This is a genomic window from Rhodobacter sp. Har01, assembly GCF_020564565.1.
Classification (GTDB): Bacteria; Pseudomonadota; Alphaproteobacteria; order Rhodobacterales; family Rhodobacteraceae; genus Pseudogemmobacter.
This window is the reverse complement of the sequence record NZ_JAJCTD010000004.1, coordinates 175,739-194,937: the sequence shown is the minus strand read 5'-3', so window position 1 is coordinate 194,937 and position 19,199 is coordinate 175,739. Positions and strand designations below refer to the sequence as shown.

Genomic DNA, 19,199 nt, shown 5'->3' with positions numbered 1-19,199 from the left:
CTTTCCGGAGGCGAACCCCGGAGGCTGCCATGTCCCGACCCCTCCTGCCGCTGCTGCTGCTGGTGCTCGCCGCGCCCGCCTGGGCACAGGACCGCCTGCCGTCGCATTGCATCGCGCTGGCGCAGGGGCCAGAGACGGTGATGCGGGCCGATTTCGCGGCGGTGGAGAAGGACCAGGTTCTGATCCGCTACCTGAACCATGCCAGCTTCGCGATTCTGGCCGACGACGGCACGGTGGCGGTAACGGATTACACCGGATACCTGGGCACGGCGGACGTGGTGCCCGACGTGGTGACGATGAACAACGCCCATTCCACCCACTGGACCGCCGACCCCGACCCGCGCATCCCGCATGTGCTGACCGGCTGGCCCTCGGCTGGCCAACCGGTCGAACACCGGCTGGACCTGGGCGGCATGCTGGTGCGCAACGTCACCACCGACACCCGCGGCCCGTTCGGCGAAGGCGCGCGGGCCAACGGCAACTCGATCTTCGTGTTCGAGGCGGCAGGGCTGTGCATCGGCCACCTCGGCCACCTGCATCAGATTCCGTCCGACGCGCAGTATGCCGCACTTGGCCGGATGGACATCGTGATGGTGCCGGTGGACGGCGGCTATACCCTGCGGCTTGAGGATATGGCCGGCGTCGTGCGGCGGCTCAAGGCGCGGGTGGTGATCCCGATGCACTGGTTCTCCGGCGCCTCGCTGGCGCAGTTCCTGACCGAGATGGAGAGCGAATTCGAGGTGGTCGAGACCGGGCTGAACGAGATGACCTTCGCCCGCGCCGATCTGCCGGCGGAACCGACGATCCTGGTCCTGACCCCGCGCTGGCTGGACTGACCGGGCGGGCCGCGCTAGCACGGGGGCGGGCGAACCCGGAGTCCCCCGATGCTGAATCCCTGCGACGACGCCTTCCTTGCGGCCCTGGGCCAGCGCCTGCCCGAAGGCACCCTCCGCCCGCCCGAGCCGCGCCACCTGACCGAACCGCGCGGCCGCTGGCCGGGCAGGGCCGGGGCTGTGGCCTGCCCGCGCCGCACCGAAGAGGTGGCCGAGATCGTCCGCGCCTGTGCCGCGGCGCGGGTCGGCATCGTGCCCTGGGGCGGCGGCACCGGGCTGGTCGGCGGCCAGGTGATGCCCTCGGGCCCGCTGCCTCTGGTGCTGTCGCTGGAACGCATGACGGCCCTGCGCGGCCTCTGGCCGGACGAGAACGTGATCGCGGTCGAAGCCGGCATGACGCTGGCCTCGGTGCAGGCGGCAGCCGAAGCCGCGGGCCGGCTGTTCCCCTTGTCGCTGGCCAGCGAGGGCACCGCGACGATCGGCGGCAATCTGGCCACCAACGCCGGCGGCACCGCCGTCTTGCGCTACGGCAACGCGCGCGACCTCTGCCTGGGGGTCGAGGCGGTGCTGGCCGACGGCTCGGTGCTGCAGGGCCTCAGCCGGCTGCGCAAAGACAATACCGGCTATGACCTGCGCCACCTGCTGATCGGGTCCGAGGGCACTCTGGGCGTGCTGACCGCGGCCAGCCTGCGCCTTTTCCCGTGCCCCGCCGCCCGGGTCGTGGCGCTGCTGGTGGTGCCCTCGCCGGCGGCCGCGCAGCGCTTTCTGCGGCTGTGCGAGATGCGGCTGGGCGGCCTGGTGACGGCCTTCGAACTGATCGCCAGGATGGGATTCAGCTTCCTGGCCGAAGTCGGCCCCGAGGTGCGGATGCCCTTCCCCCAGGCCCCCGACTGGTGCGTGCTGGTCGAATTCGGCCTGCCCTCGGCGATGGACCCCGAGGCGACCATGGCCTCGGTCTACGAAGAAGCCGCCGAGGCGGGCCTGGTGACCGACGGCGTCATCGCCGCCAGCGCGGCCCAGGCGGAAATGCTCTGGGCGCTGCGCGAGGCGATCCCCGAAGCCAACCGCCGCATCGGAGCGGTGTCGTCGCACGACATCTCGCTGCCCCTGGGCGCGATCCCCGGCTTCATCGCCGAGGCGGGCGAGCGGATCGCCGCGCTGGGCGATCTGCGGATCAACTGCTTTGGCCACCTCGGCGACGGCAACCTGCACTACAATGTCTTCCGCGCCGCGGGCCGCAGCCGCGCCGATGATGACCCCCTGCGAGAGCCGGTGAAGCGCCTGATTCACGACCTTGTGCATGCGGCAGGTGGCAGCGTTTCGGCCGAACATGGCGTCGGGCGGCTGAAGACGGCCGATCTGGACCGCTACGGCGACCCGGCCCGGCTGGCCGCGATGCGCGGGCTGAAACGGGCGCTGGATCCCGCCGGCATCCTGAACCCGGGCGCGGTGCTGTCCGGCCGGCCCGCCTGAACCGGCAGCCCCGGCCGGGTCGTCAGCCGGCCTGCAGCCTTCGGGCCGCGACCCAGGACAGCGCGGCCATGACGCCGGCGGTGACCAGGCACAGCGGCAGGCCACCGGCCTGATAGCTGAGGCCGGACAGCAGCGTTCCGATCAGCCGCCCGGCGGCGTTGGCCATGTAGTAGAAGCCGACGTCGCGGGTGATCCGTCCGGCATCGCCAAAGGCCAGGATCAGATAGGAATGCACCGAGGAATTCACCGCGAAGACAAAGCCGAAAAGCAGCAGGCCCGCGACCAGCGTCGCCGTCAGCCAGGGGGCGGGGCCTTCGGCCAGCCAGGCCGCCAGGGCCAGCGCGAAGGGAATCGGGACCAGCAGGCCCGCCCAGCGGATCGCCTTGCGGACCGTCGCGGCCTCGGGCTGGCCCCTGGCGCCCAGCAGCCGCGGCGCGGCGGCCTGCACGGCGCCATAGGCGATGATCCACAAGGCCAGGAAGCCGCCGATCAGGAAGAAGGCCGCGCGCCGGCCCTCGGGCGTGCCGTCCGACAGCACCGCCTGGAAATACACCGGAATGCCCACGACGAACCACACGTCGCGGGCGCCGAACAGGAACATCCGGGCCAGGCTCAGCCGATTCACGCGCGGGTCGCGCGACCGCCAGCCCCCCCAGGCCTCTTCGGCCTTGATCCGCCCCGGCAGGCCCGCGGGCAGGAACAGCACCACCCCGATCAGGACCAGCGCCAGCACCCCGGCCATGCCCCAGACGGCGGCCTTGAAGCCGGCCAGCGCCAGCAGCGCCGCGCCCAGAAAGAAGCCCAGGCCCTTGACCGCGTTCTTCGACCCGGTCAGCAGGGCGACCCAGCGGAACAGGCCGCCGGTCTCGGTCGACGCCAGCAGCTTGACGGCCGACTTCGACGACATCTTGGCCAGGTCCTTGGCCACGCCCGAGACGCCCTGGACCGCCATCACGAAGGCGACCGACGTCGGAATGGCCCAGGCCGGGTCAAGCTGTGCCAGCGCGACCAGCGCGGCGACCTGCAGGGCCAGCCCGCCGTACAGCGTGGCCGCAAGGCCGAAGCGGGCGGCCAGCCAGCCGGCGGCAAGATTGGTGGCGATGCCGGCCAGCTCGTACAACAGGAACAGCCAGGCCAGTAGCACCGGCGAAAAGCCGAGCGCGTTGAAGTGCAGCAGCACCAGCATGCGCAGCGCGCCGTCGGTGGCCATGAAGGCCCAGTAGGCCGCCGTCACGGCCGCATAGGCGCGCAGGGGGTTCGGCGCCGTCACATCGTCCCCGCCACCATGCGGGCGATGTCGGCCAGGCGGCAGGCATAGCCCCATTCGTTGTCGTACCAGGCGTAGATCTTCACCTGCGTCCCGTTCACCACCATGGTCGAGGCGGCGTCGATGATGGCCGAGCGGGGGTCGTTGGTGAAGTCGGACGACACCAGTTCGCGCGTCTCATAGCCCAGGATTCCGGACAGCGGGCCATCGGCGGCGGCCTGGAACAGGGCGTTCACCTCCTCGGCTGTCGTCGGGCGTTCCACCTCGAACACGCAATCGGTCAGCGAGGCGTTCAACAGCGGCACCCGGACGGCGTGGCCGTTCAGCCGGCCCTTGAGTTCGGGGTAGATCAGGGTGATCGCGGTGGCGCTGCCGGTGGTGGTGGGGATCAGGTTCAACAGCGCCGACCGGGCACGGCGCATGTCCTTGGCCGGGCGGTCCACGAGGATCTGGGTATTGGTCACGTCATGGATGGTGGTGATCGACCCGTGGCGGATGCCGATGCCTTCGTGGATGACCTTCACCACCGGCGCGAGGCAATTGGTGGTGCAACTGGCCGCGGTGACCAGCGCCTGACTGCCGTCATAAAGCCCGTGGTTCACCCCGTAGACCAGGTTCAGCGCGCCGCCGTCCTTGACCGGAGCGCTGACGACGACCTTCCTTACCCCGGCCGCATAATAGGGCGCGACCTTGGCGGCGGTCTTGAACACGCCGGTGCAGTCGATCACCAGATCGACGCCCATCTCGGCCAGCGGCAGGGCCTCGATGGCCTTTTCATGGCACAGGCGGATGCGTTGCCCGTTCAGCACCAGCGCACCCTCGGCCGCCGCGACAGGGGTCTTCCAGCGGCCGTGCACGCTGTCGAACTCCATCAGCAGGGCGTGCTGCGCGGGGTCTCCGGCCGCGTCGTTCAAGAGCACGATCTCGCCGCCGATGCCGCTGTCGACCAGGTCGCGCAGCGCCAGTTTTCCGATCCGGCCCAGACCGTTGATCGCGATGCGCGGCATGGCTCAGGCCTTTTCCTGCGACGTCGCATCCGCGCCGATGGCATCGACCCGGGCCTGCAGGGACATGCGGCTCAGCGAGTCGAACGGCAGCGCCACGAAGGCGGCGATGCGGCGGCGCAGCGCGGCATAGGTCTGGGCGAAGACCAGCGCCTTTTCGGCATCGGTGCCGGTCGCCTTGACCGGGTCGGGCAGCCCCCAGTGGCCGGTGATCGGCTGGCCCGGCCAGGGCGGGCATTCCTCGGCCGCGGCGGTGTCGCAGACGGTGAAGACGAAATCCATCACGATCGCGCCCGGCTTCTGGAACTCTGAGACATGTTTCGACCGCAGGCCGGTCAGGTCATGGCCGTTCCGGCGCAGCACCTCCAGCGCGAAGGGGTTCATGTCGGTGTTGGGCCGGGTGCCGGCCGAGAAGGCCTGGAACTTGCCGCGGCCCAGATCGCGCAACAGCGCCTCGGCAAAGATCGACCGGGCCGAGTTGCCCGAGCAGATGAAGAGTACGTCGAAATCGGTGTCGCGCATGGGATCGGTTTCCTTCCGGGCAGAGATGAGGGGGGCAAGCAAGTCAGGCCTGGCCCGGCCGACATCGAGCGCGAGGTAGCCGATCAGCCCCTCGGTCGTGTCAAGATCGGCGGTGTAGAACAGCGACCGGCCCTGCCGTTCGGCCCGCACCAGCCCCGATGCGGCCAGATCGGCCAGGTGATGCGACAGCGTGTTCTGCTTCAGCCCCAGCGCCGTGGCGATCTCGGTCGGCCGCACGCCCCGCGGCGCAAAGCGCATCAGCAGGCGGAACACGGCCAGACGGCCGGGGTGGCCCAGGGTGGCAAAGGCAGCGCTGGCGTCTGATTTTTCCATATTTCCCGAATGCTGGAAAAATTGCAGGGAGTCCAGTGAAGGTTTTGTGACGCTTGATGCAGGTCAGGGCGGGGCGCGGAATTGCATGCGCAGATGCGCATAAGCAGGAGCGCCCCGCCATGATCGTTACCGTCCTTTCCGCCCTGGCCGAGCCGACCCGTCTGGAAGCGATGCGCTGTCTGGCCGATGGCGGCGAGCATTGCGTGTGCGAGTTGATGCGGCGGCTGGGGGCCACGCAAAGCCGGATGTCGCGCCACATGCAGGTGCTGAAGCAGGCCGGGCTGGTGGTGGACCGGCGCGATGCGCAATGGGTGCGCTACCGGCTGAACCCCGACCTGCGGCCGGGCCTGCGGCAGCTGGTGCGGGCGGCCTTGACCGAAGCGGTGGCGGCATGAGCCTGTTCGGCGGCCTGAACGACGCGCTGCTGCGGATGACCTGGCTGAACGATCTGGTCGGCGCCGGGGTCACGGCGGCGGGGCTGGACCCGGCCTCGCGGCTGGGCGGGTCGGTGCAGTTCTTCGTCTATGACGTGATCAAGATCTTCCTGCTGCTGGCGGTGCTGATCTTTGCCATCTCGTATGTGCAAAGCCATTTCCCGCCCGAGCGCACCCGCGCCCTGCTGGGCGGTCGGTCGGGTCTGGGGGCCACCGTTCTGGCCGCGCTGCTGGGCACTCTGACGCCGTTCTGTTCCTGTTCGTCGATTCCGCTGTTCATCGGCTTCACCGCCGCCGGGCTGCCGCTGGCGGTGACCTTCGCCTTCCTGATTTCGTCGCCGCTGGTCGATCTGGCCTCGGTGATCCTGCTGGCGTCGATCTTCAGCTGGCCCATCGCGCTGGCCTATGTGGCGGTGGGGCTGGTGGTGGCCATCGTCGGCGGCACGGTGATCGGGCGGCTGGGGATGGAGGATCAGGTGGCCGATTTCGTCCGCAAGGTGCCGGTGTCGGGCGAGGTGGCGACGATGACGCGGGCCGAGCGGCTGGCCTATGCCCGCGACCAGGTGGTCGAGATCGTCGCCCGGGTCTGGCCCTATGTGCTGGTGGGGGTCGGCATCGGTGCCGCGATCCACAACTGGGTGCCGCAAGAGGCGATCACCGCGATGCTGGGGCAGGACAAATGGTGGGCGGTGCCGCTGGCCACGCTGGTGGGCATTCCGATGTACGCCGACATCTTCGGCACCCTGCCCATCGCCGAGGCGCTGGTGGCCAAGGGCGTGGGGCTGGGCACGGTGCTTTCGTTCATGATGGCGGTGACGGCGCTGTCGCTGCCGTCGCTGATCCTGCTCAAGCGGGTGGTGCGGTTGCCACTCTTGGCCACCTTTACCGGGGTGGTGACGCTGGGCATCCTGACCATCGGCTTAACCTTCAACGCGATCTCGGGCTGGTTCATCTGAAAGGGAAGATCATGATCATCAAGATCCTTGGGTCGGGCTGCCGCAAATGCGTGACGCTGGCCGAGAATGCGGCGGCGGCGGCGCAGGCGGCGGGGAAGCAAGCGCAGATCGTCAAGGTCACCGATCTGGCCGAGATCGCCGCGCATGGGGTGATGTCGACCCCCGGGCTGGTGGTGGACGGCAAGGTCGTCTCGACCGGCAAGGTGCTGAGCGCGGACGAGATCGCGCGGCTGCTGTGATGGAGTATCGCGTCCAGGCCCGGCGGATTGATGCGCATGGCAGTCTGGCCTCCGCAAAGGACGCCGAGGTGGTGCTGGACACCGATCTGGCCGGGCGGCGCGATGCGATGAACCCGGTCGAGTTGCTGCTGGCGGCCTTGGCGGCCTGCATGCTGAAGGGGATCGAGCGGGTGACGCCGCTGTTGGACTTCCGCATCGACGGCGCCGAGGTGCGGCTTGAGGCCTTGCGCCAGGACGCCCCGCCGAAGCTGACGCTGATCCGCTACGAGATCATCGTCGACAGCCCCGAGACCCAGGCCCGGCTGGCGCTGCTGCACCGCAACGTGTTGAAATACGGCACGATCTCGAACACGCTTTCCGCCGCGGTGCCGCTGGAGGGCAGCTTGCGCCGCAAAGGCTAGCCGGGGAACTGCGCCCGGGTGCGGTTGGCGAAGGCCACCAGCGACAGCATCACCGGCACCTCGACCAGCACGCCGACGACGGTGGCCAGCGCCGCGCCCGAGTTCAGCCCGAACAGGCCGATGGCCACGGCCACCGCCAATTCGAAGAAGTTCGAGGTGCCGATCAGCGCGCAGGGGGCGGCAATCCGGTGCGGCAGGCGCCAGGCCCAGGCCCAGGCATAGCCCAGCGCGAAGATGCCGTAGGACTGGATCACGATCGGCACCGCCAGCAGGCCGATCAGCACCGGCTGGGCCAGGATGGTCGGGCCCTGAAAGCCGAAGAGCAGCACCACGGTCAGCAGCAGGCCCAGCACCGAGGCCGGCTTGACCCGGGCGGTGAAGGCGGCAACCGCCGCCGGGCCGCCCCGGGCGACCAGCGCGCGGCGGGTCAGCCAGCCGGCGATCAGCGGGATCACCACATACAGCACGGTGGACAGGATCAGCGTCTGCCAAGGCACGGCGATGCTGGTCACGCCCAGAAGGAAGGCCACGATGGGGGCGAAGGCGAAGACCATCACCAGATCGTTCACCGAGACCTGGACCAGGGTGTAATTGGGGTCTCCGTCCGTCATCTGCGACCAGACGAAGACCATGGCGGTGCAGGGGGCGGCGCCCAGCAGGATCAGGCCGGCGATGTATTCCGGCGCCTTTTCCGGCGCGATCAGGCCGGCGAAGACGTGGTTGAGGAACAGCACGCCCAGGGCCGCCATGGTGAAGGGCTTGATCAGCCAGTTCACTGCCAGGGTGATGATCAGCCCCTTCGGCCTTTGCCCGACCGATTTCAGCGCGGCGAAGTCGATGGCGATCATCATCGGCCAGACCATCGCCCAGATCAGCACCGCCACCACCAGGTTGACCGAGGCATATTCCAGCCGCGCCAGCGCTGCGAACAGACCGGGCAGCAGGTTGCCCAGCGCCAGGCCCGCCAGGATGCAAAGGCCTACCCAAAGGGTGAGCCAGCGTTCGAACAGGCTCATCGCGGGGCCATTTCAGGGGTGCAGCAGGCCTCGCCCTGCGGCGGGGTCAGGGTGACGATGAAGCCGGCAAGGTCGGCCAGCACGTCGGGCGACAGGGCATAGCAGATGCGCGGGCCGGCGATTTCTCCGGTGATGATCCCGGCGGCCTTGAGGATGCGCAGATGCTCGGACACGGTGGATTGCGCCAGTCCGACGGCGCCGACGATGTCGCCGCCGATGCAGCCCGGCGTGGCCTGCAACAGCCGCAGGATGCGCAGGCGGGCCGGGTGGGCCAGCGCCTTGGCCAGACCGGCGATGCGGGCATCGGAATCGGCGGGCTGTTCGGCCATGGGCCTGATCCTTGTCTATCGTCGATGGGCGATATAGACTGGCCGATGGGCAGGGTCAATCAACGAAACGTTGCCTTGGGGGCTGTGCGGTCCCTATCCTGCGGGCAGGGAGTGAGCATGCCTGGATGCAATCGGCGCAGCTTTGTCGGGCTGTGCGCTGCCATGCTGGTGGCGCCCGTCGTGCTGCGCGCGGCCGAGCCGATCCGGCTGGGCCTCACGCCAGTGTTCCTGGACAACGATGCCGAGGTGATTGCGCGGCTGAAGGCGGCCTTGGGTCAGGGCACCGGGCGGCCGATCGAGCTGGTGCAGCGCCGCACCTACCAGGAAGTGACGGGTCTGCTGCTGGAAGGCGGGGCCGATGCGGCCTGGCTGTGCGGCTATCCTTATCTGCAGCACGAACAGGCGCTGGCGCTGTTGGGCGTGCCGGTCTGGCGCGGGCAGCCGCTGTACCGCTCGTACCTGATCACCGGAACGGACGACCCAGCCGCCGCGCTGGCCGATCTGCGCGGCGGCAGCCATGCGTTTTCCGACCCCGACAGCAACTCGGGCTGGCTGGTCACGGCCTCGGACCTGGCCCGGATGGGCGAGCGGCCGGAAACCTTTTTCACCCGCACGCTGTTCACCTATGGCCACCGCAACGTGGTGCGGGCGGTGGCGGGCGGGCTGATGCGGTCGGGCAGTGTCGACGGCTATGTCTGGGAGGCGCTGGCGGCGGTCGAGCCGGGCCTGACGGCGCGGACCAGGGTGATCGCGCGGTCGGAACCCTTGGGGTTTCCGCCCTTTGTCACCCGCCGCGCCTCGGCCGATTCCGAGGCGGCCAGCCTGTTGCGGCAGGCGCTGCTGACGCTGGCCGACACCGCCGAGGGCCGCGCTGCGCTGGACCTGCTGCAACTGGACGGCGTGATCGCGGGCGAGGGGGCGCTGTTCGACGGCATCCGCGCCCGGATGCGCGACGTGCAGGGCGTATGATGGGGTTCCGCGGCCTGCCGCTTTCGCTGCGGGTGCCGCTGATTGCGGCAGGGCTGATGGTGCTGGTTGGCGTGGTCGCCTCGCAGCAGGTGATGGCGGCGCTGGGCAAGGTGCAGCAGGAACGGCTGCGCGAACTGGCGCGACTGCATGTCGATGGGCTCGCGGTGGCGCTGGGGCCGTCCGTTCTGCGCCGCGACGTGTGGGAGGTCTACGATACGCTGGACCGCGCCACCGCGGCCATGGCGGGGCAGCGCATGATCCTGACCGTGGTGGCCGACGAGACGGGCCGGGTGATTGCCGCGTCAGACCCGCAGCGCGCGCCGGTGGACAGCGCGCTTGATCCCTTGCTGCCCACGGCGCAGGCGGTGGATGACCTGCAACTGGCGGGCGATGCGCGGCACGTTCGGGTGCTGGCCGATCTTGCCTATCAGGGCCGGCGGGTCGGGCAGATCCTGTCGGAACTGGACGTGGCCGATCTGGTGGCCGAACGCCGCCGCGCGCTGGCGCTGCTGCTGGCGGGCAATGCGCTGGCGACGCTGGCGCTGGCGACCGGCGGCTATCTGGCGATGCGGCGGATGCTGCGGCCGGTTTCGGTGCTGTCGTCGCACATGGCCGCGACCGAGGGTACGCCGCAGGCGATCTCGCCCGCCAGCATTCCTACCGGCGACACCGAACTGGCGCGGCTGTTCCTGACCTACAACGCGATGACCGGCGCCGCCGGCGCCGCGGCCGAGGCCGAGCGTCGGCTGGCCGAGCGCGAGCGTTTTGTCAGCCTGGGGCGGCTGTCCTCGTCGCTGGCGCATGAGATCAACAATCCGCTGGGCGGCCTGCTGAACGCCACCGACACCATCCGCGCCTACGCCGACCGCCCCGAGGTGGTGCGCGATGCGGCGGCGCTGGTGGACCGCGGGCTGCGGCATCTGCGCGACGTGGCCCGGGTGACGCTGGAGCAGAACCGGCTGGACCGGCACGGCATTGCGCTGGCGCCCGAGGATTTCGACGACCTGCGCCTGTTGTTCGCGCCCGAGGCGTTGCGGCTGGGCCAGACGCTGGACTGGCAGGTGCAGGCGGCGCCGGATGTGCTGGCGGCCTGGCCCTCGGCGCCGGTGCGCCAGATCGCGCTGAACCTGCTCTTGAATGCCGCGACCGCGGCCGGTCCGGGCGGTGCGCTGGCCTTTGCCGCTCGCGCGGCCGATGACGGGCTGCACCTCACCATCGCCGACAGCGGGCCGGGCCTGTCGCCGCAGGCGCAGGCGCGGCTCTTGACCGATGGCCCGGTGCCGCCCGGCGGCGGCGTCGGCCTTCGGCTGGTGCGCGATCTGGTGGCCGGGATCGGCGGGCGCATCGACTATGCCCGCGACGCCGAGCGATCCGGGATCCATGTCTTGCTGCCCGCGGGGGCCGCGCCATGCTGAAGGGCCGCCGCATCGCCCTGGTCGAGGACGACGAGATCATGGGCGCCTCGCTGGAGCAGCGGCTGCGGCTGGAGGGCGCCGAGGTGCTGCGGCTGAAGCTGATGCAACGTGCCATCGGCGCCCTGCGCACGCCCCGCGCGCCGATCGACGCGGTGGTCTGCGACATCCGCCTGCCGGATGGCAGCGGCGAAGACCTGTTCCACACCCTGTGCCGCACCATGACGCCGCCGCCGTTCCTGTTCATCACCGGCCAGGGTGGCATCGACCAGGCGGTGCGGCTGTTGCACGCCGGCGCTGCCGACTACATCACCAAACCCTTCGAGATGGCCGCCTTCCTGGATCGCCTTGGCCACCTGATCCGCCCGGCGCTGCATGAAGGATCTGACGATCTGCTGGGTATCTCGCCCGCCGCGCGGCGGGTCGCGGCGCTGGCGGCCCAGGCGGCGGCCAGCGACCGGCCGGTGCTGGTGCGGGGCGCCCCGGGCACCGGCAAGGCGCTGGTCGCGCGGCAGATCCACCGCCTGTCGGACCGCAGCGCAGCGCCCTTCCTGCACGTCAACCTCGCCCGCGCCGCCGACCCGGTGGCAGAGCTTGGGCAGGCCGCAAGGGAGGTGGGCGAAGGCATCCTGTTTCTCAACAGCATCTCGCGGTTGACAGCGCCGGCGCAGGACTGGCTGATGCACTGGTTGGACAGTGCCCCGCCGGCCCGGGTGATTTCGGCCTGCGGCGCCGACCTGGACGAGGCCATGCGCCGCGCCAGGTTCCGCGCCGACCTGGCGTCCCGGCTGGGTCCGCACGAGATTCCCATCCCGCCCCTGAAGGACCGCCCCGAAGACGCGGTCTGGCTGTTGACCCGCCTGTTCGAGACCCTGAACCCGCGCCGCCAGACCCCCCTGCGTGGCCTGTCGGCGCTGGCGCAAGAGGCGGTGCGCGCCCACGACTGGCCTGGCAACGGCCGCGAGGTGCGGGCCCGGCTGGTGCAGGCGCTGGCCACGGCGCAGGGCGAGATGCTCTATCCGGGCGACCTGTTCCCCGAACGCCAGACCGCCCCGGCCGACGACCTGCCCAGTCTGGCCGAGGCCCGCGATGCCGCCGAGCGCGCCCATATCCTGGCCGCGCTGGAGCGCACGGCCGGACAGGTGACCGAGGCGGCGCGGCTGCTGAAAGTGTCGCGCACCACGCTGTGGGAAAAGATGCAGAAGCTGGGCCTGTGACCGGCCCGCCCACGTTCGGAAATCCGAACGCCGGAAATTCCCGTTGCGGATGAGCAGCTTGCCGCGGCGCGGCGGGCGTTCCGGCGCAGTCGCCTGCGGCCTGTGCGGACCGCTACCCTGAGGCCAGGGAGTCTAGGGAGGATCACCCCATGAAATGCAACCGGTTGGTCGATGCCGGCCGCCGCCAGTTTCTGCGCGGCAGTCTTGTGGGCGCGGCGGGGGCGGCGGCGGCGACCGTGCTGCCCTCGGCCCCCGCAGAAGCGCGGGGCGTCGGGCTTGCGATGCTAAGCTATCCATCTAACCGTCTGGCCAACATCGCCGACCTCAAGGTCGATGAGCCGATGGACGTGGCCTACCCCGATGCCGACAGCCCCGGCGTGCTGCTGAAGCTGGGCACCAAGGTTGACGGCGGCGTCGGCCCGGAGGGCGACATCGTCGCCTTCTCGGTGCTGTGCCCGCACAAGGGATTCACCATGTCCTACAACGCCGGCGACAAGACGCTGAACTGCCCCGGCCACTTCAGCCGGTTCGACGTGGAAAAGGGCGGCCAGCAGGTCTGGGGCCATGCCACGCAGAACCTGCCGCAATTCGCGCTGCGGGTGGATGACAAGGGCGACATCCATGCCGAGGGCGTGGACGACCTGATCTACGGCCGTCTCAGCAACGTTCTGGCATAAGGGAGGCAGGAAATGGCTTACAAACGCAACGTCGACCGCCTGCCGATCATTCCCGCCGATGCACGGGTGCACAACGTGACCTGCCACTATTGCATCGTCGGTTGCGGCTACAAGGCCTACACCTGGCCGCTGAAGAAGCAGGGCACCACCGATGCGAACTGGATCGGCACCGACCTGTCGAAGCAGCAGGACGCGCTGACCGAGGCCTGGTACGCGCCCTCGATGTACAACGTCGTCAAGCAGGACGGCCAGGATGTGCATCTGGTCATCAAGCCCGACATGGACTGCACGGTGAACGGCGGCCTCGGCTCGATCCGCGGCGCGCGGATGGCCGAGAACCGCCGGTCCGACATCACCGGCAGCCAGCAGCAGCGGCTGACCGACCCGCTGGTCTGGCGCTATGGCACCTGGCAGCCCACCAGCTGGGATGACGCGCTGGACCTGGTGGCCCGCGTCACCGCCCGCGTCATCGAGCAGGACAACGAGAACGACCTTTACGTGTCGATGTTCGACCACGGCGGCAGCGCCGGCGGCTATGAGAACACCTGGGGTACCGGCAAGCTCTATTTCGGCGCGATGAAGGTGAAGAACTGCCGCATCCACAACCGCCCGGCGTACAACTCCGAGGTGCACAGCACCCGCGACATGGGCGTGGACGAGCTGAACTACAGCTACAGCGACTATCAGGTCGCCGACACCATCGTGCTGGCCGGCACCAACCCGATGGAATGCCAGACCAACCTGTTCCTGAACCACATGGTCAAGGGCATGCAGAACGGCGCCAAGGTGGTGATCGTCGATCCCCGCCGGACGGTGACGGTCGACAGCTGCGAGCAGGTCGCCGGCGCCGAGAACGTGCTGCATCTGGCCATCACCACCGGCAGCGACCTGGCACTGTTCAACACGCTGTTCACCTACATCGCCGACCAGGGCTGGGTGGATGCCGACTTCATCGCCAAGTCCACCTTCCAGGGCGAGGTGGCGGTGCCCGAGGACGCCGCCCACCCCGCCGCCCTGGGCAGCTATGAGGCCGCCCGCGCCGCCTGCAAGATGAGCCTGGCCGAAGGCGCGGCCATCACCGGCCTGACCGAGGCGCAGATCATCCAGGCCGCCGAATGGATCGCCCGGCCGAAAGACGACGGCAGCCGCCGCAAGACGGTGACCGGCTATGAAAAGGGCATCATCTGGGGCAACGACAACTATCGCACCATCGGCGCGCTGGTGAACATCGGCCTGATCACCGGCAACATCGGCCGCGAAGGTGGCGGCACCTGCCGCCTGGGCGGCCATCAGGAGGGCTATTTCCGCCCCTCCGACGCCCATGTCGGCCGGCCGGCCCCCTATCTGGACCAGCTTCTGATCGCGGGGGGCGGCAAGGTCCATCACATCTGGGCCAACGACCACTACAAGACCACGCTGAACGCCAACGCCTTCAAGCGGGTCTACAACGCCCGCACCAACATGGTGAAAGAGGCGATGGACGCCCGCGCCGGCGCCACGCGCGAGGAACTGGTGGACGCCATCGCCGGGGCCATCGCGGCGGGGGGGCTGTTCTCGGTCTGCGTCGACGTGATCCACAGCCAGATCGGACAGGCGGCGCATGTCATCCTGCCGGCGGTGGAATCGGGCGAGATGAACCTGACCTCGATGAACGGCGAGCGGCGGTTGCGGCTGGTCGAGAAATACATGGACGGCCCCGGCAGCGCGCTGCCGGACTGCCTGATCGCCGCCCGCATGGCCAACCATCTTGAGCGGGTCTTGCGCGAAGAGGGCCGCGACGCCTATGCCGACCAGTTCAAGGGCTTTGACTGGCAGACCGAGGAAGACGCCTTCATGGACGGCTACAACTCGGCCAACCCCGAGGTGTCCTATGACCGCCTTCGCGCCGCCGGCAACGATGGCGTGCAGGAACCGGTCAAGGGCTATGAGGGCGACAAGCTGGTGGGCACGCCGCGGCTGTATGAGGACGGCGTGTTTACCCGGCACGGGCGCGAAGACGGCAAGGCGCTGTTCTGCCTGGGCGGCTGGCGCGGGCTTCAGGCGCCCGGCAAGGAACAGCAGAAGGCCAGCCATGCCTTCCTGATCAACAACGGCCGCGCCAACATGAACTGGCAGAACTGGTTCCTGGACCAGAAGAACGACTTCGTCATGGACCGCTTCCCGGTGCCCTTCATCCAGATCAACCCGGACGACATGGCCGGCCTCGGCATCAAGGCCGGCGACATGGTCGAAGTCTACAACGACGTCGGCGCCACCCAGGCGCTGGCCTACCCCGAGCCCACCGCCCGCCGCGGCGAGACCTTCATGATCTTCGGCGCGCCGAACGGGGCACAGGGCAACATCGTCAACGCCGGCACGAATGAGTTGATCCTGCCGAACTACAAGCACACCTGGGCCAACATCCGGAAGATCTCGGATGCCACGCCCGCCTCGGCCCGGATCTCGTTCAAGTCCTGGGAAGTGGAGCTTTGACCGACCTGCCCGCCCGGGGTCACCCTCGGGCGGGCCGCCCTTTCTCCCGGAGCCATCCATGCAGCTTGCCTATGTCACCCTGCAGGGCCGGGGCCGCACCGACGACCTGATCGCCGAAGTGGCCGCCCGGCTGCTGGCGCAGGGTCTGCGGCTGGCCGGCACCGTGCAGTCGAACACCGACCGGCCGGACCGGCGCAAATGCGACATGGACCTGCGGGTGCTGCCCGACGGCCCGGTGGTCCGCATCAGCGAAGACCGCGGCGATCTGGCCCGCGGCTGCATGCTGGATTCCAGCGCGCTCGAGCAGACGGTGGTGCAGGTCTTGCGCCGGCTGGACGGGGCCGATCTTCTGATCGTCAACAAGTTCGGCAAGCGCGAAGCCGAAGGCAGGGGCATGGTGCCCGTGATCGTGCAGGCGCTGGACATGGGGCTGCCCGTCCTGATCGGCGTCAACGGCCTGAACCTGGCGGCCTTCCTGGCCTTCGCAGGCGAGGCGACGCGCGCTCTGCCCTCCGACATCGGGTCGATCGTCACCTGGTGTGCGCTGGCGCGGACGGCCAAAGGGGTGACCCATCCAGGCTGACCGTTCCCGCCATCCCACCGATCGGCCGGGGCGGGGTGCGCGGGTCGCGGACCGTTGGATCAGCTTCAAGAGCGTCCGGCGATGGGCCGTGTCACGGTCAGGATCGACCGCATCAACCCCGCCGGGCGGACGGCCGAGTCGGTGTGGTCGGCGGGCCGGGTTTGTGTGCGACCGGCAATCGTCCTATGCAGGAGAGGGGCGGGGCAAACGGAGGGCCGGGAGATGGCGCTGCAGATCGGGGCACCGGCCAAGGCGGCGGACGAACAGCGGGTGCGCGAGAGTTTCGCCCGTCAGGGCCTGATGGCGCTTCTGGGGGCCCAGATGGGCCGGGTTGCGCAGGGCGTGGTGACCATCCGCCTGCCGTTCCGGCCCGAACTGACGCAGCAGCACGGCTATTTCCATGCCGGCGGCCTGGCGACCGTCGCCGACAGCGCGGGCGGCTATGCCGGCCTCACGCTGTTTCCGGCCGGCAGCGAGGTGCTGACGGTGGAGTTCAAGCTGAACCTGTTGCGGCCGGCCCGGGGAGCGGCGGTCGAGGCCGAGGGTCGGGTGATCAAGGCCGGGCGGCGGCTGACCGTCTGTCAGCTTGAGGTGCATGCCCTGGACGACGACCGCCGGGTCCATGTCGCCACCGGCCAGCAGACCCTGATCCGGGTCGATGAGGGTCCGGCCTGATCGCCGGGCGGCGGCCGAAATCCATCCCCGCGCGGACGTCTCGCCAGGCAATGCGCCGACCTGCGGCCGGGTTGCGGCGGGCGGCTAGAGTTCGATCTCGCCGTGCGGCCCGGGAAGCTGCGGGCCGATCTTCGGCACCAGCGGCACCTTGCGCCGGATCAGCACGTCGCCGTTGGGCAAGACCTCGGGCGGGTGGAAGTTCTCGAGGTCGCCCAGCAGCACGACCAGCTCTTTCAGCCGGGGCGCCAACTCCTGCATCATCGGCTTGATCTCGGTCAGCGCCTTGTCCATTTCCTGGAAGGCGGGTTCCATCTCGTCCATCATGCCCCGGAGGATCAGCTTGGCGCCCTCCTCCATCAGCGAAAACCCGTCGTCATCGGGCGCGGGCTTGGGCGCAAGGTCTTCGGCACACAGGGGCGGGGCCAGCACAAGGCCCATTGCAAGGCCCAAGGCCAGACTGGCGGCAGCGGGTTTCATCGGCTTTCCCTTGCAGCGGCACGCCTCCAATATGGGAAGCGCGCGGCGGTTTCGCAAATCACGATTGCCCGTTCACTTTAGCCCCCTCACCACTGCCCTTGCGGGGCGGGGCCAGCGGCAGGTCGATCGTGACCGGAAAGTGGTCCGAGGCCTGCAGCAGCGCCTCGCGCAACTCGGGCACGGCCGAAACGCCGGGATCGTTGAACGGATGCCAGATGCGCCAGTCGGGATTGCGCGCGGCCAGATCGGGCGAGACCATGACGAAATCAAGCAGCGCCTCGAAATAGTGCTTCGTCGGCCCGTGCCAGAACCGCGCCGAGGTCGGCGCCATCGCCACCCGGCTTTGCAGCGCCATGGCAGCATGCGGTTCGGTCAGGCGCAGCGGCCGTGGCGCGTCGCTGCCCAGCACGATTTCCACCCCGGAATGGCCGAACAGGCGCTCGAACTCGTCCAGCCCGGGGCCGTCGTTGAAATCGCCCATGACGATCAGGCTTTCGCCCCGGGCAAGATGCTCTTCGACCCGGCGGCGAATCCAGATGCACTGCGCCAGCTGCTTGCGCCGGTTGTCGATCGAGAGCCGCATCAGCTCGGCGGCGCCGTTCGCGCCGTGCGGGGCCTTGGATTTCGCATGCACCCCGATCACCCGCAGCACGCCGCCGCCGGCAAGCTCTATCTCCAGTTCAAGCGGCGGCTTCGAGAAGCGGATCAGCTCCGGCGACAGATCGGTGTCCAGATCATAGCGGAAGGCGCCGTCAAAGCGCGGCGAGGGGGTGCCGTCCACGGCGCCCAGCGTCAGCTGGTTGCCGCGCGGGTCGTGCCGGGGCGTCAGCCGGGCAGGGTCATACAGAAAGGCGATCTCCTGCTCGGTTTCCGAGTTGTAGCCATGCACGCAGCGGCTGGTGCGCAGGCCGAAGGCGCGGCCGAAGTTTTCCAGCGCCCGCACGGTGGATCGGCGAGTGCCGGTATCCGGGGCTTCGATCACCATGATCCCGTCGGCGTCCAGCGCGGTGAAGACGATGCCCAGCGCCCCCAGCTGCTCGGCGCGGCTGATCTTGTGGCGGGCCGAGGGGCCGCGGTCTTCGCGCAGGCGGCCGTTGTCGGTGAACAGCGCGTTGAACCATTCGACGTTGTAGGTTGCCAGGCGCAGGCTGCCGGCCGGCGGCATCAGGCGGCAACCTTGCCGGAAAGCTGCGCCCAGGCGGCGTTGATCGCGATCAGCCGGCGTTCGGCCAGACGCACCGCTTCGGGCGGCAAGCCGCGGGCCTGCATCACGTCGGGGTGGCAGTCGCGCACCAGATCCTTCCAGGCGGCGCGGGCCTCGGCCAGGGTCGCGCCGGGGGGCAGGCCCAGCACCTCATGGGGGTCGCGCGGGGCGCCCTCGACTAGCCGGGCACGGACGGCGCGGAAACAGGCCTCGTCCAGCCCGAAGACATCGGCGACATGGCTCAGAAAGGCGTCCTCGCCGGCGTGGTAGCTGCCGTCGGCCAGCGCGATGGTGAACAGCGCCTCAAGAACGTCCAGCAGGATGTGGTGGTCGTTCGCGCAAAGCCGCGCGCCCGCAGGGTTGAACAGGCGGGCGGTCTTGGCGGCATAGGCATCGAAGCCGGCCACGTCCTGCCGGGCCAGGTCGAAGACGCGCGCGGCGTGCTTCTCTTCGGCGCGCGGCAGCGTGAAGATGCGGCGAAAGGCGGTCACCTCGTCGCGGGTGACCACGCCATCTGCCTTGGCCATCTTGGCGCCCAGGGCGATGACGGCGATGGTGAAGCCGACCGATTTCTCGGGCGCGGGGGCGGCGCGCAGGTGGTCGAAGACCACCGACAGGGGTTCCCCTCCGGTCAGGGCCGCAAGGGCATCGGCGATGCGGGTCCAGATCGACATGGGCGCGAGATTAGCGGCAGCCGCAGGGAATG

21 protein-coding genes are annotated in these 19,199 nt (G+C 69.4%); 13 read left to right on the top strand and 8 right to left on the bottom strand.

Translation table 11 applies throughout. The features are described 5' to 3' along the window. Window positions 1–29: 29 nt before the first annotated feature. Both LHP98_RS11660 and LHP98_RS11655 read left to right on the top strand, forming a co-directional pair. A complete protein-coding gene (locus LHP98_RS11660) occupies window positions 30–836 on the top strand; it encodes an MBL fold metallo-hydrolase (RefSeq protein ID WP_227252711.1) in 807 nt (268 codons plus the stop codon). Window positions 837–884: 48 nt separating this feature from the next. Continuing rightward, complete coding sequence (locus LHP98_RS11655) at window positions 885–2,306, top strand: FAD-binding oxidoreductase (protein WP_227252710.1); 1,422 nt, start codon at window positions 885–887, stop codon at window positions 2,304–2,306. A gap of 22 nt (window positions 2,307–2,328) precedes the next feature. On the opposite strand, the gene arsJ is transcribed toward LHP98_RS11655, so the two are convergent. From arsJ to LHP98_RS11640, 3 genes are read right to left on the bottom strand one after another with little or no spacing between them, the layout of a single operon-like run. Beyond that, window positions 2,329–3,576, bottom strand: a complete 1,248-nt coding sequence (gene arsJ, locus LHP98_RS11650; RefSeq protein WP_227252709.1) for an organoarsenical effux MFS transporter ArsJ — start codon at window positions 3,574–3,576, stop codon at window positions 2,329–2,331. After that, entirely contained in the window at window positions 3,573–4,580 is a 1,008-nt protein-coding gene (locus LHP98_RS11645; RefSeq protein ID WP_227252708.1) for an ArsJ-associated glyceraldehyde-3-phosphate dehydrogenase, read from the bottom strand. The genes arsJ and LHP98_RS11645 overlap by 4 nt, the downstream gene beginning before the upstream one ends. A 3-nt stretch (window positions 4,581–4,583) precedes the next feature. Continuing rightward, the gene (locus tag LHP98_RS11640; RefSeq protein ID WP_227252707.1) at window positions 4,584–5,432 is read right to left on the bottom strand and encodes a metalloregulator ArsR/SmtB family transcription factor; all 849 of its coding nucleotides are present in this window, start codon (window positions 5,430–5,432) and stop codon (window positions 4,584–4,586) included. 119 nt (window positions 5,433–5,551) lie between these two features. Between LHP98_RS11640 and LHP98_RS11635 the strand changes: the two genes are divergently transcribed. From LHP98_RS11635 to LHP98_RS11620, 4 genes are read left to right on the top strand one after another with little or no spacing between them, the layout of a single operon-like run. Continuing rightward, entirely contained in the window at window positions 5,552–5,827 is a 276-nt protein-coding gene (locus tag LHP98_RS11635; protein WP_227252706.1) for an ArsR/SmtB family transcription factor, read from the top strand. Continuing rightward, window positions 5,824–6,822 (top strand): permease, encoded by a 999-nt coding sequence (locus tag LHP98_RS11630; protein ID WP_227252705.1) that lies wholly within the window; start codon window positions 5,824–5,826, stop codon window positions 6,820–6,822. Before LHP98_RS11635 ends, LHP98_RS11630 begins: the two co-directional genes overlap by 4 nt. An 11-nt stretch (window positions 6,823–6,833) precedes the next feature. Beyond that, complete coding sequence (locus LHP98_RS11625) at window positions 6,834–7,061, top strand: thioredoxin family protein (RefSeq protein ID WP_227252704.1); 228 nt, start codon at window positions 6,834–6,836, stop codon at window positions 7,059–7,061. Next, window positions 7,061–7,462, top strand: coding sequence for an OsmC family protein (locus tag LHP98_RS11620; protein WP_227252703.1), 402 nt, complete (start codon window positions 7,061–7,063; stop codon window positions 7,460–7,462). Before LHP98_RS11625 ends, LHP98_RS11620 begins: the two co-directional genes overlap by 1 nt. On the opposite strand, the gene arsB is transcribed toward LHP98_RS11620, so the two are convergent. Together arsB and LHP98_RS11610 are read right to left on the bottom strand one after the other, a co-directional pair. Further along, entirely contained in the window at window positions 7,459–8,478 is a 1,020-nt protein-coding gene (gene arsB / locus LHP98_RS11615) for an ACR3 family arsenite efflux transporter (RefSeq protein WP_227252702.1), read from the bottom strand. The genes LHP98_RS11620 and arsB overlap by 4 nt on opposite strands. Further along, complete coding sequence (locus tag LHP98_RS11610) at window positions 8,475–8,807, bottom strand: ArsR/SmtB family transcription factor (RefSeq protein WP_227252701.1); 333 nt, start codon at window positions 8,805–8,807, stop codon at window positions 8,475–8,477. Before LHP98_RS11610 ends, arsB begins: the two co-directional genes overlap by 4 nt. Window positions 8,808–8,924: 117 nt before the next feature. Here LHP98_RS11610 and LHP98_RS11605 point away from each other — a divergent pair, with 117 nt between their 5' ends. From LHP98_RS11605 to LHP98_RS11575, 7 genes are all read left to right on the top strand, one after another. Next, window positions 8,925–9,776, top strand: coding sequence for a PhnD/SsuA/transferrin family substrate-binding protein (locus LHP98_RS11605; RefSeq protein ID WP_227252700.1), 852 nt, complete (start codon window positions 8,925–8,927; stop codon window positions 9,774–9,776). Further along, window positions 9,773–11,191 carry an ATP-binding protein gene (locus LHP98_RS11600; protein ID WP_227252699.1) on the top strand — a complete coding sequence of 473 codons (1,419 nt, stop codon included), beginning with the start codon at window positions 9,773–9,775 and terminating at the stop codon, window positions 11,189–11,191. Before LHP98_RS11605 ends, LHP98_RS11600 begins: the two co-directional genes overlap by 4 nt. After that, on the top strand, window positions 11,185–12,405 hold the full coding sequence (locus LHP98_RS11595; protein WP_227252698.1) for a sigma-54-dependent transcriptional regulator: 1,221 nt from the start codon (window positions 11,185–11,187) through the stop codon (window positions 12,403–12,405). Before LHP98_RS11600 ends, LHP98_RS11595 begins: the two co-directional genes overlap by 7 nt. Before the next feature lie 149 nt (window positions 12,406–12,554). Continuing rightward, window positions 12,555–13,082 (top strand): arsenate reductase (azurin) small subunit, encoded by a 528-nt coding sequence (locus tag LHP98_RS11590; RefSeq protein ID WP_227252697.1) that lies wholly within the window; start codon window positions 12,555–12,557, stop codon window positions 13,080–13,082. Window positions 13,083–13,094: 12 nt separating this feature from the next. Next, the gene (locus LHP98_RS11585; protein ID WP_227252696.1) at window positions 13,095–15,554 is read left to right on the top strand and encodes an arsenate reductase (azurin) large subunit; all 2,460 of its coding nucleotides are present in this window, start codon (window positions 13,095–13,097) and stop codon (window positions 15,552–15,554) included. Between the two features lie 58 nt (window positions 15,555–15,612). Then, entirely contained in the window at window positions 15,613–16,137 is a 525-nt protein-coding gene (locus LHP98_RS11580; protein WP_227252695.1) for a DUF2478 domain-containing protein, read from the top strand. Window positions 16,138–16,359: 222 nt separating this feature from the next. After that, on the top strand, window positions 16,360–16,812 hold the full coding sequence (locus LHP98_RS11575; protein ID WP_227252694.1) for a PaaI family thioesterase: 453 nt from the start codon (window positions 16,360–16,362) through the stop codon (window positions 16,810–16,812). A gap of 84 nt (window positions 16,813–16,896) precedes the next feature. Here the strand turns inward: LHP98_RS11575 and LHP98_RS11570 are convergent, their stop codons facing one another. From LHP98_RS11570 to LHP98_RS11560, 3 genes are read right to left on the bottom strand one after another with little or no spacing between them, the layout of a single operon-like run. After that, window positions 16,897–17,289, bottom strand: coding sequence for a hypothetical protein (locus tag LHP98_RS11570; RefSeq protein ID WP_227252693.1), 393 nt, complete (start codon window positions 17,287–17,289; stop codon window positions 16,897–16,899). A 58-nt stretch (window positions 17,290–17,347) separates the two neighbouring features. Next, window positions 17,348–18,454 carry an endonuclease/exonuclease/phosphatase family protein gene (locus LHP98_RS11565; protein WP_227252692.1) on the bottom strand — a complete coding sequence of 369 codons (1,107 nt, stop codon included), beginning with the start codon at window positions 18,452–18,454 and terminating at the stop codon, window positions 17,348–17,350. After that, window positions 18,454–19,167 (bottom strand): molecular chaperone DjiA, encoded by a 714-nt coding sequence (locus tag LHP98_RS11560; RefSeq protein ID WP_227252691.1) that lies wholly within the window; start codon window positions 19,165–19,167, stop codon window positions 18,454–18,456. Before LHP98_RS11560 ends, LHP98_RS11565 begins: the two co-directional genes overlap by 1 nt. Window positions 19,168–19,199: the final 32 nt, after the last annotated feature.